The sequence below is a fragment of the Nonomuraea sp. NPDC001831 genome (assembly GCF_042892035.1).
Taxonomy (GTDB): Bacteria; Actinomycetota; Actinomycetes; order Streptosporangiales; family Streptosporangiaceae; genus Nonomuraea.
In genome coordinates this window covers 166,078-182,378 of sequence record NZ_JBIATU010000001.1, presented here as the reverse complement: position 1 = coordinate 182,378, position 16,301 = coordinate 166,078, and the positions used below count along the sequence as shown (strand labels likewise).

At 73.0% G+C, this 16,301-nt stretch carries 16 protein-coding genes; 8 read left to right on the top strand and 8 right to left on the bottom strand.

Going from position 1 to position 16,301, the window contains the following annotated elements:
* Positions 1–7: 7 nt before the first annotated feature.
* The 3 genes from ACFYYW_RS00885 to ACFYYW_RS00875 are packed head-to-tail and all read left to right on the top strand — an operon-like array spanning position 8 to position 3,560.
* Positions 8–550, top strand: coding sequence for a (2Fe-2S)-binding protein (locus ACFYYW_RS00885; RefSeq protein WP_387643460.1), 543 nt, complete (start codon positions 8–10; stop codon positions 548–550).
* Positions 547–1,506 carry an FAD binding domain-containing protein gene (locus ACFYYW_RS00880; RefSeq protein ID WP_387643458.1) on the top strand — a complete coding sequence of 320 codons (960 nt, stop codon included), beginning with the start codon at positions 547–549 and terminating at the stop codon, positions 1,504–1,506. Before ACFYYW_RS00885 ends, ACFYYW_RS00880 begins: the two co-directional genes overlap by 4 nt.
* Positions 1,503–3,560, top strand: coding sequence for a xanthine dehydrogenase family protein molybdopterin-binding subunit (locus ACFYYW_RS00875; protein ID WP_387643456.1), 2,058 nt, complete (start codon positions 1,503–1,505; stop codon positions 3,558–3,560). The genes ACFYYW_RS00880 and ACFYYW_RS00875 overlap by 4 nt, the downstream gene beginning before the upstream one ends.
* Here ACFYYW_RS00875 and ACFYYW_RS00870 read toward each other — a convergent pair.
* On the bottom strand, positions 3,514–4,425 hold the full coding sequence (locus ACFYYW_RS00870; protein WP_387643454.1) for an AraC family transcriptional regulator N-terminal domain-containing protein: 912 nt from the start codon (positions 4,423–4,425) through the stop codon (positions 3,514–3,516). The two genes, ACFYYW_RS00875 and ACFYYW_RS00870, sit on opposite strands and share 47 nt — an antisense overlap.
* 278 nt (positions 4,426–4,703) lie before the next feature.
* On the opposite strand from ACFYYW_RS00870, the gene ACFYYW_RS00865 reads away from it, so the two are divergent.
* The 3 genes from ACFYYW_RS00865 (at position 4,704) to ACFYYW_RS00855 (ending at position 6,530) form a co-directional block, all read left to right on the top strand.
* Complete coding sequence (locus ACFYYW_RS00865; RefSeq protein WP_387643452.1) at positions 4,704–5,609, top strand: NAD(P)H-binding protein; 906 nt, start codon at positions 4,704–4,706, stop codon at positions 5,607–5,609.
* Between the two features lie 165 nt (positions 5,610–5,774).
* Positions 5,775–6,059, top strand: coding sequence for a hypothetical protein (locus tag ACFYYW_RS00860; RefSeq protein ID WP_387643450.1), 285 nt, complete (start codon positions 5,775–5,777; stop codon positions 6,057–6,059).
* 48 nt (positions 6,060–6,107) lie between these two features.
* Entirely contained in the window at positions 6,108–6,530 is a 423-nt protein-coding gene (locus tag ACFYYW_RS00855; RefSeq protein WP_387643448.1) for a pyridoxamine 5'-phosphate oxidase family protein, read from the top strand.
* A gap of 2 nt (positions 6,531–6,532) precedes the next feature.
* On the opposite strand, the gene ACFYYW_RS00850 is transcribed toward ACFYYW_RS00855, so the two are convergent.
* The 7 genes from ACFYYW_RS00850 to ACFYYW_RS00820 all read right to left on the bottom strand — a co-directional run bounded on the left by ACFYYW_RS00850 (position 6,533) and on the right by ACFYYW_RS00820 (position 14,530).
* The gene (locus ACFYYW_RS00850) at positions 6,533–8,002 is read right to left on the bottom strand and encodes an NADH-quinone oxidoreductase subunit C (RefSeq protein ID WP_387643446.1); all 1,470 of its coding nucleotides are present in this window, start codon (positions 8,000–8,002) and stop codon (positions 6,533–6,535) included.
* Positions 7,999–9,447, bottom strand: a complete 1,449-nt coding sequence (locus ACFYYW_RS00845; RefSeq protein ID WP_387643444.1) for a proton-conducting transporter membrane subunit — start codon at positions 9,445–9,447, stop codon at positions 7,999–8,001. Before ACFYYW_RS00845 ends, ACFYYW_RS00850 begins: the two co-directional genes overlap by 4 nt.
* Positions 9,447–10,106, bottom strand: coding sequence for a hypothetical protein (locus ACFYYW_RS00840; RefSeq protein ID WP_364092496.1), 660 nt, complete (start codon positions 10,104–10,106; stop codon positions 9,447–9,449). The genes ACFYYW_RS00845 and ACFYYW_RS00840 overlap by 1 nt, the downstream gene beginning before the upstream one ends.
* A gap of 15 nt (positions 10,107–10,121) precedes the next feature.
* A complete protein-coding gene (locus ACFYYW_RS00835) occupies positions 10,122–11,066 on the bottom strand; it encodes a respiratory chain complex I subunit 1 family protein (RefSeq protein WP_387643442.1) in 945 nt (314 codons plus the stop codon).
* A complete protein-coding gene (locus tag ACFYYW_RS00830; RefSeq protein ID WP_387643439.1) occupies positions 11,063–13,114 on the bottom strand; it encodes a proton-conducting transporter membrane subunit in 2,052 nt (683 codons plus the stop codon). The genes ACFYYW_RS00835 and ACFYYW_RS00830 overlap by 4 nt, the downstream gene beginning before the upstream one ends.
* Positions 13,111–13,593: an NADH-quinone oxidoreductase subunit B family protein gene (locus tag ACFYYW_RS00825; protein ID WP_387643437.1), complete on the bottom strand. Its 483-nt coding sequence runs from the start codon at positions 13,591–13,593 to the stop codon at positions 13,111–13,113. Before ACFYYW_RS00825 ends, ACFYYW_RS00830 begins: the two co-directional genes overlap by 4 nt.
* Positions 13,594–13,942: 349 nt before the next feature.
* Positions 13,943–14,530 carry a molybdopterin cofactor-binding domain-containing protein gene (locus ACFYYW_RS00820; RefSeq protein ID WP_387643435.1) on the bottom strand — a complete coding sequence of 196 codons (588 nt, stop codon included), beginning with the start codon at positions 14,528–14,530 and terminating at the stop codon, positions 13,943–13,945.
* 428 nt (positions 14,531–14,958) lie between these two features.
* On the opposite strand from ACFYYW_RS00820, the gene ACFYYW_RS00815 reads away from it, so the two are divergent.
* Both ACFYYW_RS00815 and ACFYYW_RS00810 read left to right on the top strand, forming a co-directional pair.
* Positions 14,959–15,552 (top strand): DNRLRE domain-containing protein, encoded by a 594-nt coding sequence (locus ACFYYW_RS00815; protein WP_387643433.1) that lies wholly within the window; start codon positions 14,959–14,961, stop codon positions 15,550–15,552.
* Positions 15,549–16,229, top strand: a complete 681-nt coding sequence (locus ACFYYW_RS00810; RefSeq protein ID WP_387643431.1) for a hypothetical protein — start codon at positions 15,549–15,551, stop codon at positions 16,227–16,229. Before ACFYYW_RS00815 ends, ACFYYW_RS00810 begins: the two co-directional genes overlap by 4 nt.
* Positions 16,230–16,301: the final 72 nt, after the last annotated feature.

Sequence of the window (16,301 nt, the reverse complement as noted above, 5' to 3'; positions counted from 1 at the left end):
AAGGGCGATGACAGACCAGCACCGCAGTGTGATCTCGCTCCAGGTCAACGGCGTGCCGCACCGGCTGGACGTCGACAACCGCACGACATTGCTGGACGCGTTGCGCGAGCACCTCGGCCACACCGGTCCCAAGAAGGGCTGCGACCAGGGCCAGTGCGGCGCGTGCACCGTGCTCCTCGACGGTCGGCGGCTGGTCTCCTGCCTGACGTTGGCGGTGGCCGCCGAGGGCGCCGAGGTCACGACCGTCGAGGGACTGGCCGATGACGGCGAACTGCTGCCGCTTCAGCGGGCGTTCGTCGAGCTCGACGGCTTCCAGTGTGGATATTGCACGTCCGGGCAGCTCTGCTCGGCTGTCGGGATGCTGGCCGAGCACGCGGCGGGCTGGCCCAGCGCGGTCACCGCCGACGTGTCCCCGGACGGCCCTGCGCCGGTGCTGGACGCGGCGGAGGTGCGGGAGCGGATGAGCGGCAACCTGTGCCGCTGCGGCGCTTACCCGTCCATCGTCCGGGCCGTGCTGGAGACGGCTGCCGAGAAGGAGATCGCGGGATGAGGGAGTTCGCCTACGAGCGCGCGGCGGACGTCCGTGACGCGTTGATCGCGGCCGGCGGCGGCGCCCGGTACCTGGGTGGGGGCACCAATCTCGTCGATCTGATGAAGGCGGGGGTGGAGGCTCCCACGAGGCTGGTCGACGTACGGCGGCTGCCGCTCGCCGGCGTCGCCGAGGCGCCGGACGGCGGGCTGGTCGTCGGCGCCACGACGACCAACAGCGACCTCGCCGCCCACCCCGAGGTACGGCGGCGCTATCCGGCGCTGAGCCAGGCGGTGCTGGCCGGCGCGTCCGGTCAGCTGCGCAACATGGCCACGGTGGGCGGCAACCTGCTGCAGCGGACCCGGTGCGCCTACTTCGCCACGCAGGTGTGCAACAAGCGGGTCCCCGGCACGGGTTGTCCCGCGATCGCCGGTGAGCACCACAACCACGCCATCCTCGGCTGGACCCGGAGCTGCGCGGCCACTCATCCCTCCGACATGGCGGTCGCGATGCTGGCGTTCGACGCGGTCGTGCGTTACGAGACGCTCGACGGTCCCGGGGAGCTCCCGCTGGCGGAGTTCTACCCGCCGGTCGGGGACACGCCGGACCGCGAGACGGCGCTGCCGCCGGGAGCGTTGGTCACGGCGGTGGTCCTGCCGGGGAGCGCGGTGTCCCCGCGCTCGCGCTACCGGAAGGTCCGCGAGCGCGCGTCCTACGCCTTCGCCACCGTCTCTGTCGCGGCGGCGCTCGACCCGGACGAGGGCTCGGTGCGCATCGCTCTCGGCGGGGTCGCGTCGCGGCCCTGGCGCGCCCGCACCGCCGAGGCGTTCCTGCTGGACGCGCCCCTGTCGGCCGAGGCGTTCCGGGCCGCCGCCGATGCCGAGCTCGCCGCCGCCGAACCGCTGCCGGGCAACGGTTACAAGGTGCGGCTGGCCGGCAATCTCATCGAGACCGTCCTTGAGGAGCTCCTGCCATGACGAACGCGGTCGGGGCGGCGCGGCCGCGGGTCGAGGGCCGGGCCAAGGTCACCGGCGCCGCCCTTTACGCCGCCGACGTGCCGATGCCGGGCCTGGCCTTCGGCGTGGTCGTCCTGGCTGCCGTGTCCCGGGGCCGCATCAGGGACATCGGCGTCTCCGCCGTCCAGGACATGGACGGCGTGCTGGGCGTGATCGACCACCGGAACGCGCCCCGCCTCGACCTGGAGGCGGGCGGCTTCTTCGGCCCGGACGGCCAACTACAGCTGCTGCAGGACGAGGTGATCCCCTTCGCCGGCCGGCCCGTCGCGCTCGTCGTGGCCGAGACGCTTGAGCAGGCCCGGGCGGCGGCCGAGGCGCTGCCGGTGACCTACGACGAGGAGCCGCACGACACGGTCTTCTCCGCCGATCACCCGGCGAGCCGTCCGGCGGTGGCGATCTTCGACGAACCCGTGGACGTCGGCGACGTGGAGGTGGAGCTGGCCGCGTCCTCGGTGGTGGTCGAGGGGCGGTACCGCACTCCCGAGGAGCACTGCAGCGCGATGGAACCGCACTCGGCGACCGCCTGGTGGGAGGGCGGGCGGCTGGAGGCGATCGACTCCGACCAGGCGCCGTTCTCCATATCCCGCACTCTGGCCACGCTGTTCTCGTTGCACCCGGACCTGGTACGCGTCCGCACCGAGCACGTCGGCGGCGGCTTCGGCTCCAAGGGGCTCTGCGGTCCGCAACTGATCCTGGCGACGATGGCCGCACTGCTGTTCGGCCTGCCCGTACGGGTCACGCTCACCCGTCCCCAGGTGTTCCTGGCGACCGCGATGCGGCCCGCGACCGACCAGCGGATCCGGATCGGCGCCGACGCGGACGGCCGCCTGCGGGCGATCCACCACGAGGCGGCGTTCGAGATCTCGCCGCTGGTGGAATACCTGGAGGGCTGCACCGAGCTCACCAAGACGCTCTACGCGGCGCGGGCGATCCGTACCCGGCTCAGCGCGGTCCCGCTCGACATCCTGCCGCCGTACTCGATGCGGGGGCCGGGGGCCGCGCCCGGGTCGTTCGCCCTCGAATCGGCCATGGACGAGCTGGCGGAGCGGCTGGGCGTGGATCCGCTCGACCTGCGGCTGCGCAACGAGCCGAAGGTCGGTCCGGTGTCCGGGCTGCCGTTCAGCAGCCGCAACCTGGTCGCGTGCCTGCGTGAAGGCGCCCGCAGGTTCGGCTGGGACACCCGCGATCACCGGCCGCGGCGGCGGCGGGAGGGAGCGCTGCTGGCCGGCACGGGGCTGGCCGCGACGTCGTTCAGCGCCGGTGCGTTCCCGTCGTCGGCCACGATCACCGCCGAGCCGGACGGGACCTTCACCGTGGCCATCGGCGCCACCGACCTCGGCACCGGCGCGCGCACCGCGCTGACCGCGATCGCCGCCGACGCGCTGGCGGTCGGCACGGACCGGATCCGGCTGCGGATCTCCGACAGCGGCCTCGGTCCCGCGTGGGGCGCGGGCGGTTCCCGGGGGACCACGTCCTGGGGGTGGGCGATCATCGAGGCCGCGGAGAAGCTGCGCGCCCAGGGCTGCCGCGGTACGGTCACGGCCGACACCACGGGGTCGCTCGGCGGGTTACCGGCACGGGAACGGCATTCGTTCAGCGCCGTGTTCGCCGAGGTGACCGTCGATCCGATGACGGGCGAGGTGCGCGTACGCCGGCTGCTCGGGATGTTCGCCGTGGGCCGCGTGGTCAACCCGCTGATGGCCCGCAGCCAGGTCGTCGGCGGGATGATCGGCGGGCTCTCCATGGCGCTGCACGAGGAGGGCCTGCGCGATCCGGTCTCCGGCCGGCACGTCAACGCGGACTTCGCCGGGTACCACATCGCCGCGCACGCCGACGTGCCCGACATCGAGGCCGATTTCGTACCCGACCACGAGCCCGGCATCCCCATGGGCGTCAAGGGCGCCGGCGAGATCGGCAACGTCGGCACGGCCGCCGCGATCGCGAACGCCGTCTGGCACGCCACCGGGGTCAGGCAGAGATCCCTGCCGATCCGTCTCGATCGCGTGCTGGAGTGAGGCGCCCGGCGTCCTGGCTCGGCGGCATGCCGAACTGGCGACGGTACTCGCGGCTGAACTGCGACGGGCTGGAGTAGCCGACACGACGGCTGACGCCGGCCACGTCGCCCGGGGCCGCGGCGAGCTGGAGCCGCGCCTGCTGGAGGCGGATCTGCTTCTGGAACTGGATCGGGCTCATCGCGGTGACGGCCTGGAAGTTGCGGTGGAAGGCCGAGACGCTCATCCCCGCCAGTCCGGCCACGTCCTCGACGGCGAAGGGCTGCGCGTAGTGGTCGCGGATCCACTGCACCGCGCGGGCGACGTGGCTGAGGCTGCTGTCGGGAAGCCCGAACTGGCGCACGATCGCGCCCTGGTCGCCGGTGATCAGCCTCCACAGGATCTCCCGTTTGACCAGCGGCGCGAGGACGGTGATGTCACCGGGCCGGTCGAGCAGGCGCAGCAGGCGGACGACGGCGTCGAGGAGCTCGGCGGAGGCGGTGCTGACCGCCAGGCCGGGCGGCGCGTCGTCACCCAGATGCGGCAGGTCGTCCGGGTCCGCCTGCAGCAACACCTCCGCGATTGCCGCCGGATGCAGGGTGAGCCCGACCCCGAGCCCGGGGCGGTCCGCGCCGGCTTCCGCGAAATGGGCGGTCACCGGCAGGTCGATCGAGGCGACGAGGTACTGTCCCTCGCGGTACTCGTACAGGCGGTCGCCCAGCGCGAACCGTTTCGTGCCCTGGGCGACGAGCGCCAGCACCTTGCCATAGGTCGTCGGCGTCGGGGGCCGGGGGCGCTCGGCCTTGAAGATCAGGACGTCCTCGATGGGCGTGCCGAGATCAGGCCGAGCGTGGCGGTTGAGGAGGTCGCGCAGCTCGTCGAGGGCCATGATCCCATCCAAACACCGCGCGAGCTCCGGCGACAACCAGGCCGCAGCTTCAGGGATGTCGCATCGACGACGGGACGGTGCGCGAGCCCGAATCCGAGCAGGTGCCCCGGTCTTCATCATGGGCCCGGTGACGATGACACGGAGCTTGAGGTCATGCGCTTCCACCGCGGTGTGGGGTACACCTGCCGTGGGATCACATTGCGCGATTCCGTCACACCCACAGGCCCGTGCGATCGCACCTTCGCACAGATGATCAACCACCAGGAAGAGATCGACCGATGGCCGTCAGCAACCTTGTTCTCATCGCCGGGGCCGGCGACGTCAGCCGCACGGTCCTGGACCAGTTGCGCGCGCAGGACGTGCCGGTACGCGCAATGGTTCACCGGGACGATGACCGTGCCGCGGACCTGCGTGCGCGGGGCGCGGAGGTGGTCGTCGGCGATCTGACCCGGCCGGAGACCGTCGCCGCCGCGCTGGAAGGAGCCGGGCGGATGTACTTCGCGATGCCCGTGTCGCCGGACCATGTGCTGGCGGCAACCGTGGTGGCCACCGTGGCGAAGGCGCAAGGGGAACTGACGGGCCTGGTCGACATGTCGCAGATGACGGTGTCGCAGATGACCGCCACCAGCACTGCCGAGTCGCACCAGCAGCGGCTGCACTGGCTGGCGGAGCAGGTGTTCGACTGGTCCGGCCTGCCGGTGGTGCACATCCGGCCGACGTCGTTCCTGGACAATCCGCTGTTCACCACACTGGCGGCACGGTCGATCCGGGAGAACGGCACGATCGAGCTGCCGTTCGGCACCGGGCGCACCTCGCCGATCGCCGTGGACGACGTCGCCCGGGTGGTCGCCACCGTGCTGCGCGATCCCGTTCCGCACGTGGGGCACGTCTACGAGCTGACCGGGCCGCGCACGGTCGACATGACGGAGATGGCCGAGGAGTTCTCGCGGGCCTTGGGGCGTACCGTGTCCTACCTGGACGTCCCCCTGGACCGGTGGCGGGCCGAGGTGCTTGCCAAGGCGGGCCTGCCGCCGCACACCGAGGAGCACATCGCCACCATGGCCCGGCTGCACCGCGAGAACCGTTACGACCGCGCCTCCGACGACGTCGAACGGGTGACCGGCGCGCCGGCCGGGACGATCGAGGCGTTCGTGGCTGCTCGCCGGGACTTCTACCTGGGCTGAACCGCCCGCAAGGTCGTCACCTCGCGCGCGGTCGAACGGGCACGAGCGCCGCTGGCGCCGGGCGGAGTCCTGATCGTCGACGAGTTCGCCGGGGAACGCGCAGATCGCGCCACCGCGTCGTGGTTCCACGACATCGGCGCCGTGCTCTCGGAGCAGGGCGCCGCCGTGGCAGACCCCCACACGGAATGGGTGGGTCGGCACCGCGACGAGCACCACCTGCACTCGGGCGACACCATGCTGGAGGCGATCCGCGCGGCCTTCGAGATCCGCGAGCTCGTACGCGCCCCCTACCTGCACCAGTACCTCACCGACCGGCTGAACGACGACGCCGACACCCGGCTGTTCACCTCTCTCCAGCAGATCGAACAGCTCCGGATCGACAGCCGCGACCTGGCCGCCGCCGGACTGCGCCTGCTCGCCCACCCCGCGGACGGAGCGCGCCCCCGGTAGGGACTTTCGTCCCTACCGGCGGCGGTGCCGGTGCGCGATCGTGGAGCGGTGCAACAGCAGGTCACGCGGTCCGCGCCGACGAGCAGGGAACTGTCCCGAGATGAGGCGCTGCGGCTCTTGGGGAACGTCACCTTCGGCAGGATCGTGTTCATCAGCCGGGCGATGCCGGCCCTCCGGTTCGTGGCTCATGTCATGGACGGTGACGCCCTGCTGATCGGGCTGCCGTACGAGGCGGAGATCGCCGCGCTGCTGCAGCGGGTCTCCGTCGTCGTGTACGAGGCCGACGAGCTGGACGCCGCCGCCCGGACGGGGTGGAGCGTCGTGCTGACCGGGCGGGCCGGGCTGGTGGCGGACCCGCAGGAGCTGGAGCAGGCCCTGGCCAGGCTCCAGGCGTGGCCCGGCGAGCGGATCGACGTGGTGGCACGGCTGCGGCCGGAGCTGGTCACCGGGTTCGCGGCGGGCGCCGACTGACGTCAGAGGTCGTTGCCGGCGTACGACAGGTTGAAGCTCTTGTTGACCAGAGGGAAGTCGGGGACGATCGCGCTGTCGAGCGCCACCGGGAGCGCGGGCCAGTTGAAGAAGGACGGGTCCACGATCTTCAGGCGGCTGATCGTCTGATCGGGCGCGAGCTCGACGCGGTGGGCGATCGTGCCACGCCAGCCTTCGACGAGCCCCACGCCCGAGGAGCACCCTTCGAGGGACGGTGACGCATCCGGGGCCGCGAGCGTCTCGACCAGATGCGTGATCAGGGCGATGGACGTGGCGATCTCCTCGGCCCGGATCTGGAAGCGGGCCATCACGTCCCCGCCGGTCCGGTGGGCGGGGGTGAAGTCGCCGAGGTCGGTGAAGGGGTGCCGGCGGCGGGCGTCGAGGTCCAGGCCGCTGGCGCGGGCCACGTAGCCCAGCGTGCCGAGGTCGCGGGCGGCCTCGGCCGACAGGATGGCGGTGCCGGTGAAGCGGTCGGCGACGACGCTGTGGCCGAGGGCGAGCTCGGTGAGTTCGGCCACGTCGGCGCCGATGGCGTGCAGCATGTCGGGGTCGGGGAAGCCCCGCAGGCGGGCGCCGCCGAGGCGGACGGCGCCGCGCAGCAGCCGGTGCCCGGTGACCTCGGCGTTGAGGCGCAGGAGTTGTTCGCGGATGCGACCGGCGTGGGCGTGCAGGATGGGAAAGGCGACGTCGTTGCAGAGCGCGCCCAGGTCGGTGACGTGGTTGTAGAGGCGTTCCAGCTCCAGCAGCACGGCTCGGGCCTGCTGCGCCCACGCGTCGGCCGGAGCTCCGGTGGCCTCTTCCACGGCCAGGCAGTAGGCGAGCGCGTGGCCGACGGAGGTGTCGCCGCTGACACGTTCGGCCAGTTGCAGCCCGTCGGCGGGGTGGCGGCCCTCGAAGAGCTTTTCGATGCCCTTGTGGACGAACCAGAGTCTGGCCTTGAGCTTGATGATCGTCTCGCCGACCACGGAGAAGCGGAAGTGCCCCGGTTCGATGAGACCGGCGTGGACGGGGCCGACGGGGATCTCGTACACGCCCTGGCCCTCGACGGTGACGAACGGGTACGGCCCCTCGGAGTCGCCGAAGGCGGGCGGCGGCCCGGCGTCGTCGCGCATCGGGTACCAGCCGCGCGGCCAGTGGTGGTGGCGCACCAGGCGGCGAGGGAGCGGGTGGTCGAGCGGGGTGATGCCGTACAGGTCGCGGATCTCGCGTTCGAACCGGCCCGCGGGGAAGGACAGGTGGGCCAGGCTCGGCACGGCCGGCTGCTCGGAGGGGAGCCGCAGCCGCAGCTCGGTACGGCGATCGGGGTCGCCGGCGACGAACAGGTACGCCACCCCGAACCCGTCCGCCTCCTGGCGCGCGGAGACCAGCGCCAGCCGGTGGCCGCCGGCCAGCAGGCGGGCGGCGTGGCCGGGCAGTTCGGCGGTGCCGACGTCGGCGATGGTTCGTGTGCTCATGGTGTTGCTCCGGCGATCGTGGCGGCGGCTTGCAGCAGGGGGCGCAGCGGCCCGAGCGTGATGCCCAGGACGGCGCAGGCGGCCAGGCCCGCCACCAGCGGGACGGCCAGGGTGGGCGGCAGCGCGACGGCCTCGCCGGGTCCGCCGCCCACGAGCATCGGCCGGACCTGGCGTCCGACGGCGGCGACGATGACGAGCATCAGCGCCAGGGCCGCCGCGACGGGCCAGCCCAGGCCGGCGGCGAAGCCCGCCCGCGCAATGCCCAGCTCGCTGGCGAACAGGCTGAACGGCGGGAGGCCGAGCAGGGCCAGCAGCCCCAGGGAGAACGCCCCGGCCGGCATCGGCGCCCTGGAGATGAGGCCGCGTACGGCACGGATCCGGGTGCTGCCGAGCGCCTGGTGGAGGTGTCCCGCGGACAGGAACACCACCGACTTGCCCAGCCCGTGCCCGAGGATGTGCAGCAGGACGGCGACCAGGGCGAGGGTGTTGCCGATCGCGGCGCCGAGGGCGATCAGCCCCATGTGCTCGATGCTGGAGTAGGCCAGCAGCCGCTGGTAGTCGCGCTGGCCGATGAGCAGCAGCGCGGCCCCGGCCAGGGAGGCCAGCGCCACGATGACCAGCAGCGTACGGGTGAAGCCGGTGCCGAGCGCCGCGTCGGCGATGACCTTGACGCGCAGGACGGCGTAGAAGGCCACCGACAGCAGCCCCCCGGACATCAGCGCGCACACCGGGGCCGGGGCCTGGCTGTAGGCGTCGGGCAGCCAGGCGTTCATGGGCGCCAGCCCGGCCTTGGTGCCGAAGCCGAGCACGAGCAGCATGACCGCGATGCGCATCACGCCGGGGTCGAGCCGGCCCGCGTGTTCGGACAGCGCCGTCCAGTCCAGGGAGGCCACTCCGGCGTGGTCGCCGGCGTCGTGGGTCAGGACCAGGCCCAGCAGCGCCAGCGCGATGCCGACCGAGCAGATGACCATGTACTTCCACGCGGCCTCGGTGGCCTGACGGGTGCGCCGGTGCCCGACCAGGAAGGCGGTCAGGATGGTGGTCGCCTCGATGGCCACCCAGAGCAGGCCCAGGCTGGAGGCCAGGACGGCCAGCGCCATCGCGGCGACGAACGACTGGGTCAGCACGCCGTAACGGCGCATCTCGCGCGGGCCGGTCTGCCCGGAGGCGAGCTCGGCCGCCAGGTAGGCGGGGCCGGCCAGCATGGCCAGCAGCGCGACCGTGCCGATGACGATCAGCATGAAGGCGCTCAGCGCGTCGCTGTGCAGCAGCCCCGCCAGCGCCTCCCGCCTCCCCGCCGCGGCCAGCGCGACGGCGCAGGCCAGCAGCCCGGCCGCGGCCGACGCGCCCAGCCAGGCGGTGACCCGGTTCCAGCCGATCAGGGCGTACGCGAGCGCGGCGGCCGCGGGCACCGCGACCGGGGCGATCACCAGCAGGCTGTCCATCAGTCGTGCAACTCCCGTAGCTCGTCCAGGTCGGTGCCGCCGAAGGCGGCCTGCATCCGGGTGGTCAGCACCTGCAGCACCAGCACGGCCAGCAGGACGTCCAGCGAGATCCCGAGCTCGACGACGAGCGGGACGCCGCTGGTGGTCAGGAAGGCGGCGGCGGTGATGGCGTTGTCCATCAGCAGGAAGCCCACCAGCTGTGACAGCGCCCGCCGCCGGGTCACCAGCACGAAGAACCCGATCAGCAGCACGGTCAGCGCGATCGGCACCGCGTGCGCGGCGGGGGTGGGCGACAGCCGTACCAGCGGCTGGGAGGCCGCGTAGGCCAGCATCGCCAGCACCGCCGCCACCAGCAGTGAGGTCGCCACGTTGACCAGCGGCTGTGTCTCGCGGCCCGCGCCGCTCGCCACCAGTGCGCGGCGCATCAGGTACGGCAGCAGCGCGGCGCGCAACGCGCCCACCCCGAGACCGATCAGGACCAGTTCGAGGCTCCCCTGCCGGACGCCGAGGACGACGATCAGCACGGTCAGCGCCACGCCTTGCAGGGCGAACAGGCGCACGATCGGCGACAGCTCGTGCCGCCACAGCACCAGCACGCCCGTGAGCAGGAACGCCCCGCAGGCCAGGTCCAGGAGCTGGACGTACGTCGCATCGGTCATGTTCACGTCCGTGTCTCAGGTCAGGAAGAAGGAAGCGGTGACGGCCAGCAGCGCCAGCAGGAACGAACCGGCCAGCAGTTCCGGAACGCGGAACAGCCGGAGCTTGGCCATGAACACCTCGCCGGCGGCGAGCAGCACTCCCAGCAGCCCCACCTTGACGACGAGCGCGACCATCGCCAGCGGCAGCGCGAGCACCCCGGCCCCCGCGCCCGCCATCCCCAGGGGGACGAACAGGCCGGCCAGCAGCCCCAGCAGCACCGACAGCCGCATCGCCGACGCCCACTCGATCAGCGCCAGGTCGGGCCCGGCGTACTCCAGCACCGTCGCCTCGTGGATCATCGTCAGCTCCAGGTGCGTGGAGGGATTGTCCACGGGGATCCGGCCGGTCTCGGCGAGCGTGACGATCGCCAGCGCGACCGAGGCGAGCACGCTCACCGGGGAGAGCACCGACAGCGGATGCCCGGCCGCCGCCGTCACGATCGCCCCCAGGCTCGTGGAGCGGACGCCGATCGACAGGGCGAAGGTCGAGACCAGGATCGTCGGCTCCACCAGCGCCAGCACGGTCATCTCCCGGCTGGCGCCCATCCCGCCGAACGCCGTCCCGGTGTCCAGGGCGCCCAGGGCCAGCGCCACCGACCCCAGCGCCAGCAGCGCGGGCACCGCGAACAGGTCCGCGACGCCGTCCAGCGGCGAGTCCGTGGTCACCAGCGGCACCACCGCGGCCACGACCAGCGCCGTGCCGGCCAGCAGCGGCGGCGCCGCGCGGAACACCCAGCCGGTGCCGCGTGGCGCGACGGCCTCCTTGCGCATCAGCTTGCGCAGGTCCCGCCACGGCTGGGCGATCCCGGCGCCGGCGCGTCCTTCCAGCCGGGCGTGGACCTGCCGCATCACCCCCACCAGCAGCGGCGAGCCGACCGCGACCAGGATCACCTGGAGCGCCGCTCCGATCACGCCCGTCATCGCAGCACCACCAGAACGATCAGCGCCGCGGTCAGCGCCCAGAACCCGTAGCCGAGATAGCGGTGGACGCTGCCGGTGGCCAGGCCACGGGCGCCACGCCCGGCGGCCGTCACGGCGGAGATCAACGGCTCGTACAGCCGGTGTTCGATCCGGTCAGGGATCCGCGCGTGGAAGCTCACGCGTTCCACCAGGTAGGCCGACTCCTTCATCGGGGTGACGTCCACGCCGCTCTCCGGCTCCAGGACGTCGCCGAAGACCCGCTGCAGCGGCTCGGCGAACGACGTGGCGGTGTACTCCATCCGCGCCGACATGGGCCCGGCGCCGCAGTCCCAGAGCCGGGCGGCGCGCCGTGCCCGCCGCGTCGCGCCCACCCGTACCAGGCAGAGGACGGCCACGACGGCGGCCACCAGGGCGACGGCGATCAGCAGTGGCGAGATCATCCCCGCGACCCCGGTCAGCCGCAGCGTCACCCGCCCGCCGGCCACGTCCCGTCCAGGGAACGCCACTCCGACCGCCCGGACGAGCGCGGGCAGGACCAGCGTGGGAGCCAGCGCCAGGGCCACGCAGCACGCCGCCGCGAGCGTCGTCGCGGCCAGCATGGCCGGCGGGCTCTCTCCGGCACGTTCGGCCTCCGCGCTGCGCGGCCGGCCCAGGAAGCCCACGCCGAACGCCTTGACGAAGGTGGCGATGGCGAGACCCGCCGACAGCGCGATCGCCCCCACGGCCAGCGGCATCGTCACCGCGCCCGCCACCCCGGCGGCGGGCTGCGCGTGGATGAGGCTCTGCAGCAGCAGCCACTCGCTGACGAAGGCGTTGCCGGGCGGCAGCGCCGAAGCGCACAACGCGCCGAGCGCGAACACGACGGTGGTGTACGGCAGCCGCGCGCGCAGCCCGCCGAGCGCGTCCAGATCGCGGGTGCCGGTCGCGTGCAGCACCGAGCCCGCCGACAGGAACAACACCGTCTTGAACGCGGCGTGGTTGACCACGTGGAGCAGGGCCGCGGCCAGCGCCAGCGCCGCCGGCACGGGAGCGTCGCAGGCCGCGAAGAAGCCCGCCGCGCCCACCCCGACCAGCACCAGGCCCAGGTTCTCCGTCGTGGAGTAGCCCAGCAGCCGCTTCAGGTCGGAGGCGACCGCTGCCTGAAGGATCCCGAACAGCGCCGACGCCGCGCCCGCTCCCAGCACCAGCAGCCACCACCAGGCGGGGCCGCCGTGCAGCAGATCCAGCCCGACCCGGACGACGCCGTACGCGCCCATGTTCACCATGGCCGCGCTCATCAGGGCCGAGACGTGACTCGGCGCCTCCGGGTGCGCCCGCGGCAGCCACACGTGCAGCGGCACGATGCCCGCCTTGGAGGCGAACCCGGCCAGCGTCGCCAGGAACACGACCGTCCTGGCGGTCGGCGACAGCGTGGCCTCGCGCAACTGCTCGAAGCTCTCCCCGCCGGCCGCGGCGGCGAACGCGACCAGGCCGACGAGGATCGTCACCAGGCCCAGGTGGGTCATGACCGCGTACCAGAGCCCGGCCCGGCCCACGGCCTCCCCCCGCCGGTGCTCGGCCAGCACCAGCGGCAGCGACGACACCGCCGTCAGCTCCCAGGCCAGCAGGAACGTGCTCACACTTGCCGCGGCGGGCACCAGCAGCATGGCCGCCACGAACAGCGGCAGCACCGACTGGAACACGCGTCCGTCCAGGCCGTGGGCGCAGTAGGCGATCCCGTAGATCGCCGCGCACACCGCCACGAACCCGGTGACCGCGATGAACACCCCGCTCAGGGGATCGACCGCCAGCCGTACCCCGGCCAGCGGCAGCAGGTCCGGCAGCCAGGCCGACCAGCTCCGACCGGCCCCGCCCACCGCCGTCGTGCCTGCCTCCGTGATCGCGGTTGTGATCGCCGTCGTGCCCGCCGCCGCGGCGGCGGCGCCCGCGGCCGCCGTGCACCAGCCCGCCAGGTGCCGCCGCGCCCGGGGCGGTGCCAGCAGGGCGGTCACCGCGGCCAGCGCGCAGCCGGACAGCGCCGCCACGTACAGTGTGCCGACCGGGTTCATCGGCCCGTCAGCCCGCGCAACGCCGCCACGATCGCCGCGGGCTCCGGCGGGCACCCCGGCACCTCCACGTCCACCGGCAGCACGTCGGCCACCGCCCCGGCCACCCCGTAGGCTCCGGCGAACACCCCGCAGTCGCGCGCGCAGTCGCCCAGCGCGATCACCAGGCGGGGCTCGGGGACCGCGTCATGGGTGCGGCGCAGCGCCACCTCCATGTTGCGGGTCACCGGCCCGGTCACCAGCAGCGCATCGGCGTGCCGCGGCGAGGCCACCAGCCGCGCGCCGTACCGTTCGGCGTCGTACACCGGGCCGAACGCCGAGGCGATCTCCACCTCGCAGCCGTTGCACGACCCCGCGTCCACATGTCTGATCTGCACCGATCCGGCGAGTTCCGCCGCCTTCGCGGGCGGGCCACCCTCCTCGCGGGCGGGCGCGGGCTCGGCCACCCGGCCCGTCTTCGCGATCTTCCCCCACAACCCCATCGTCGCCCCCTGCAACGCTCGCCGGCCACGATCACCCGGACCGGGGCTGCCGTGCCGCGGCAGGCAGCCACCCTGTCGGGAGAACACCTGGCCGGACCACGCATGGATCACGCGCCTGCGCGATCGCCCCCTACGGCCCGACCGGCGGATCCCGGCGCCAGGCTATTCCTCAAGCGCGGCGGGTGGGGCTGACTTTGGCCAAAGGGCGGCCGGTGGAGTCCGGCATGGCTCGCAGAACGGCGCCGCGTCCAGCCGCCGGGCCGGACGCAGCCGGGCCACGACCCGCTCGTAGGGCCGTTCGTGCCCGGTCCGCGGCATTCGGCCTGGTGACGCACCCCGCGCCGAGGAGTCAGGCAAGGGCGGCGAGAACCTTGTCCTGGGTGATCGGCAGGTCGCGGACGCGGTGGCCGATGGCGTGGTGGACGGCGTTGCCGATCGCGGCGCTCAGGCCGGTCGTGGGAGCCTCGCCGAAGCCGCGGGCGCCGAGCGCCGGGCTGGCCGGGTCGGGCCGGTCGATGAACGTGAGGTCCAGGTCGGGCACGTCGGCGGCCACGGGCACCAGGTAGCCGGACAGGTTCGGGGTGAGGATGCGGCCCAGGTGGGGGTCGGTCAGGGTGTGCTCGGACAGGGCGACGCCGATGCCCCAGATCACGCCGCCGACGGCCTGGCTGCGCGCGGTGCGCTCGTTGAGTACCCGGCCGGGGTCGTAGACGCCGACGACGCGGCGCACCCGGACCTGGCCCAGCAGCCGGTGGACGGCGACCTCGGTGAACACCGCGCCGGTCGAGACCGCCTGGACCATCCGCTCGCCCGCCGGGCTGGTCACGCGGAGAGGCCGGCCGTGGCGGCGCAGCACGTCCCGGAGGCTGGTGCGGCGCTCGGGGCGGTCGAGATCGAACAGATGTCCGTCGGCGGCGCGGACGCGGGCGGCGGTCACCGAAGCCGTCTATCGGAAGCAGATCCGGCCCGTACGCCTGCAAGGAGCTGCGGCAATGGACACGATCTTCGCCCGGTAGTCACTCAGTTAGTCACTCACCAATGCGAAAGGGTGCCACTCGTTCGAGTGACCCCCTTACCGACCAGTGAAAACCTGGTCGGGACGACAGGATTCGAACCTGCGACCCCTTGACCCCCAGAACATGGGAGTAGCCGTTTCCGCACGTCGAACGCGCTCTTGCACTCGGCATGCCATTCGACGGCCTGCAGGTCGCGCGGGCGCGAGCAGGGCGTGTGGTCCCCAGCGGGTCCTTCGCAACCAGAAGTAGCCTCAGCCCACTGCGATCAAGACCCATCTCAGCGCCAACGGCTTTTGCCGGTTCCTCGCCCCCGGCACCCTGCACGCATGACGCATGACGGAGCCCGCCGATGAAACGCCGGCGGGCCCTCCACTCCGCTGGAGCGGCGGATGTTCCATGCGGCTACTCGTTGGCAGAAGACGGTGGTGTACTGGGCGCCCGGCACCGTCGAGGAGAATTTCCACGTGACGACATTGCCCTCCTGAAGGATGGTCCTCGGGGCTGCTGCTCGGAAGCCTCCTCCTCCCGCCGGGCCGCAGCGCAGGCGGTACGCGACAGCATCGCCCCGGTCGCCGACACCTACGTGGTGGCCGAGGCGCCGGGAACCGTCTACGGGACGTCGGCCAAACTCGCGGCCTCCAACTGGAGGACCCACTGGCACAGCCAGGCGTACCTGAAGTTCACGGTGCCCGCCCCGCCCGCCGGGCAGAGCATCGCCTCGGCCCGGCTGGAGATGCTCTACCAGAAGACCGAGCAGCAGGCCGACGTCACCGAGCTGCGCTCGGTCGCCGACAACTCCTGGACCGAGTCCATGACCTACCCCGTCCGGCCCGCGCCCGGCCCGGTCGTGGCCACCGCCACCCTGCCCGCCGGGGCGCCACCAGCATCAGTCTCGACGTCTCCGCCACGGTGCGCGCGGCCGGGACGTACTCCTTCGCGATGACCAACCCCAGCGCCGAATCGGCCACCGTCGTGCACTCGCGCGAGGCCGGCGACCTGGGCCCCCGGCTGATCGTCAGCTACGCCCAGCCGCCCCTGTGCGGGGCGTCCTTCGCCGCCGAGACCGGCGAGACCTATCAGCAGGCGCTGGCTCGTGAGGACTCCCTGTTCGGCGGGCTGAAGGCGGTACGCGTCTTCTACGGCGGCCTGCCCGACCCCTGGCCCGGCAAGCTGAACGCCGGCAAGCGGCCCATGGTCATCTCGTTCAAAGCGGCCCCCACCGCGATCGTCGCCGACACCCACGACGCCGCGATGCGCGCCTGGTTCGCCGCGGCGCCGGCCGACCAGGGCATCTACTGGACCTTCTACCACGAGCCCGAGGAACAACATCAGGAACGGCGAGTTCACCGCCGCGGCCTACCGTCAGGCCTGGAGCCACCTCGCCGCGCTGGCCGACGAGGCGGCCAGCCCCCGCCTGCGGGCCATGCTCATCCTGATGGGCTGGACGGTGGACCCGGCCTCGGGGCGCGACTGGCACGACTACTACCCCGGCCGCCCTGCTCGACCGCACCTACGCCGTCAACCAGGCCGAGAACCTCCCGCCCGGCGTGGCCGAGCCCGGCAGCCACATCGCCACCGGCGACGACGGCACCCGCCGCGGCGCCTGGCTCGACCAGATGACCGCCTACCTCAACGGGCACGGGCACCCTGTGGGCGCTCTACTTCGGCCTCGACTGGTCAACCGGCGACTAC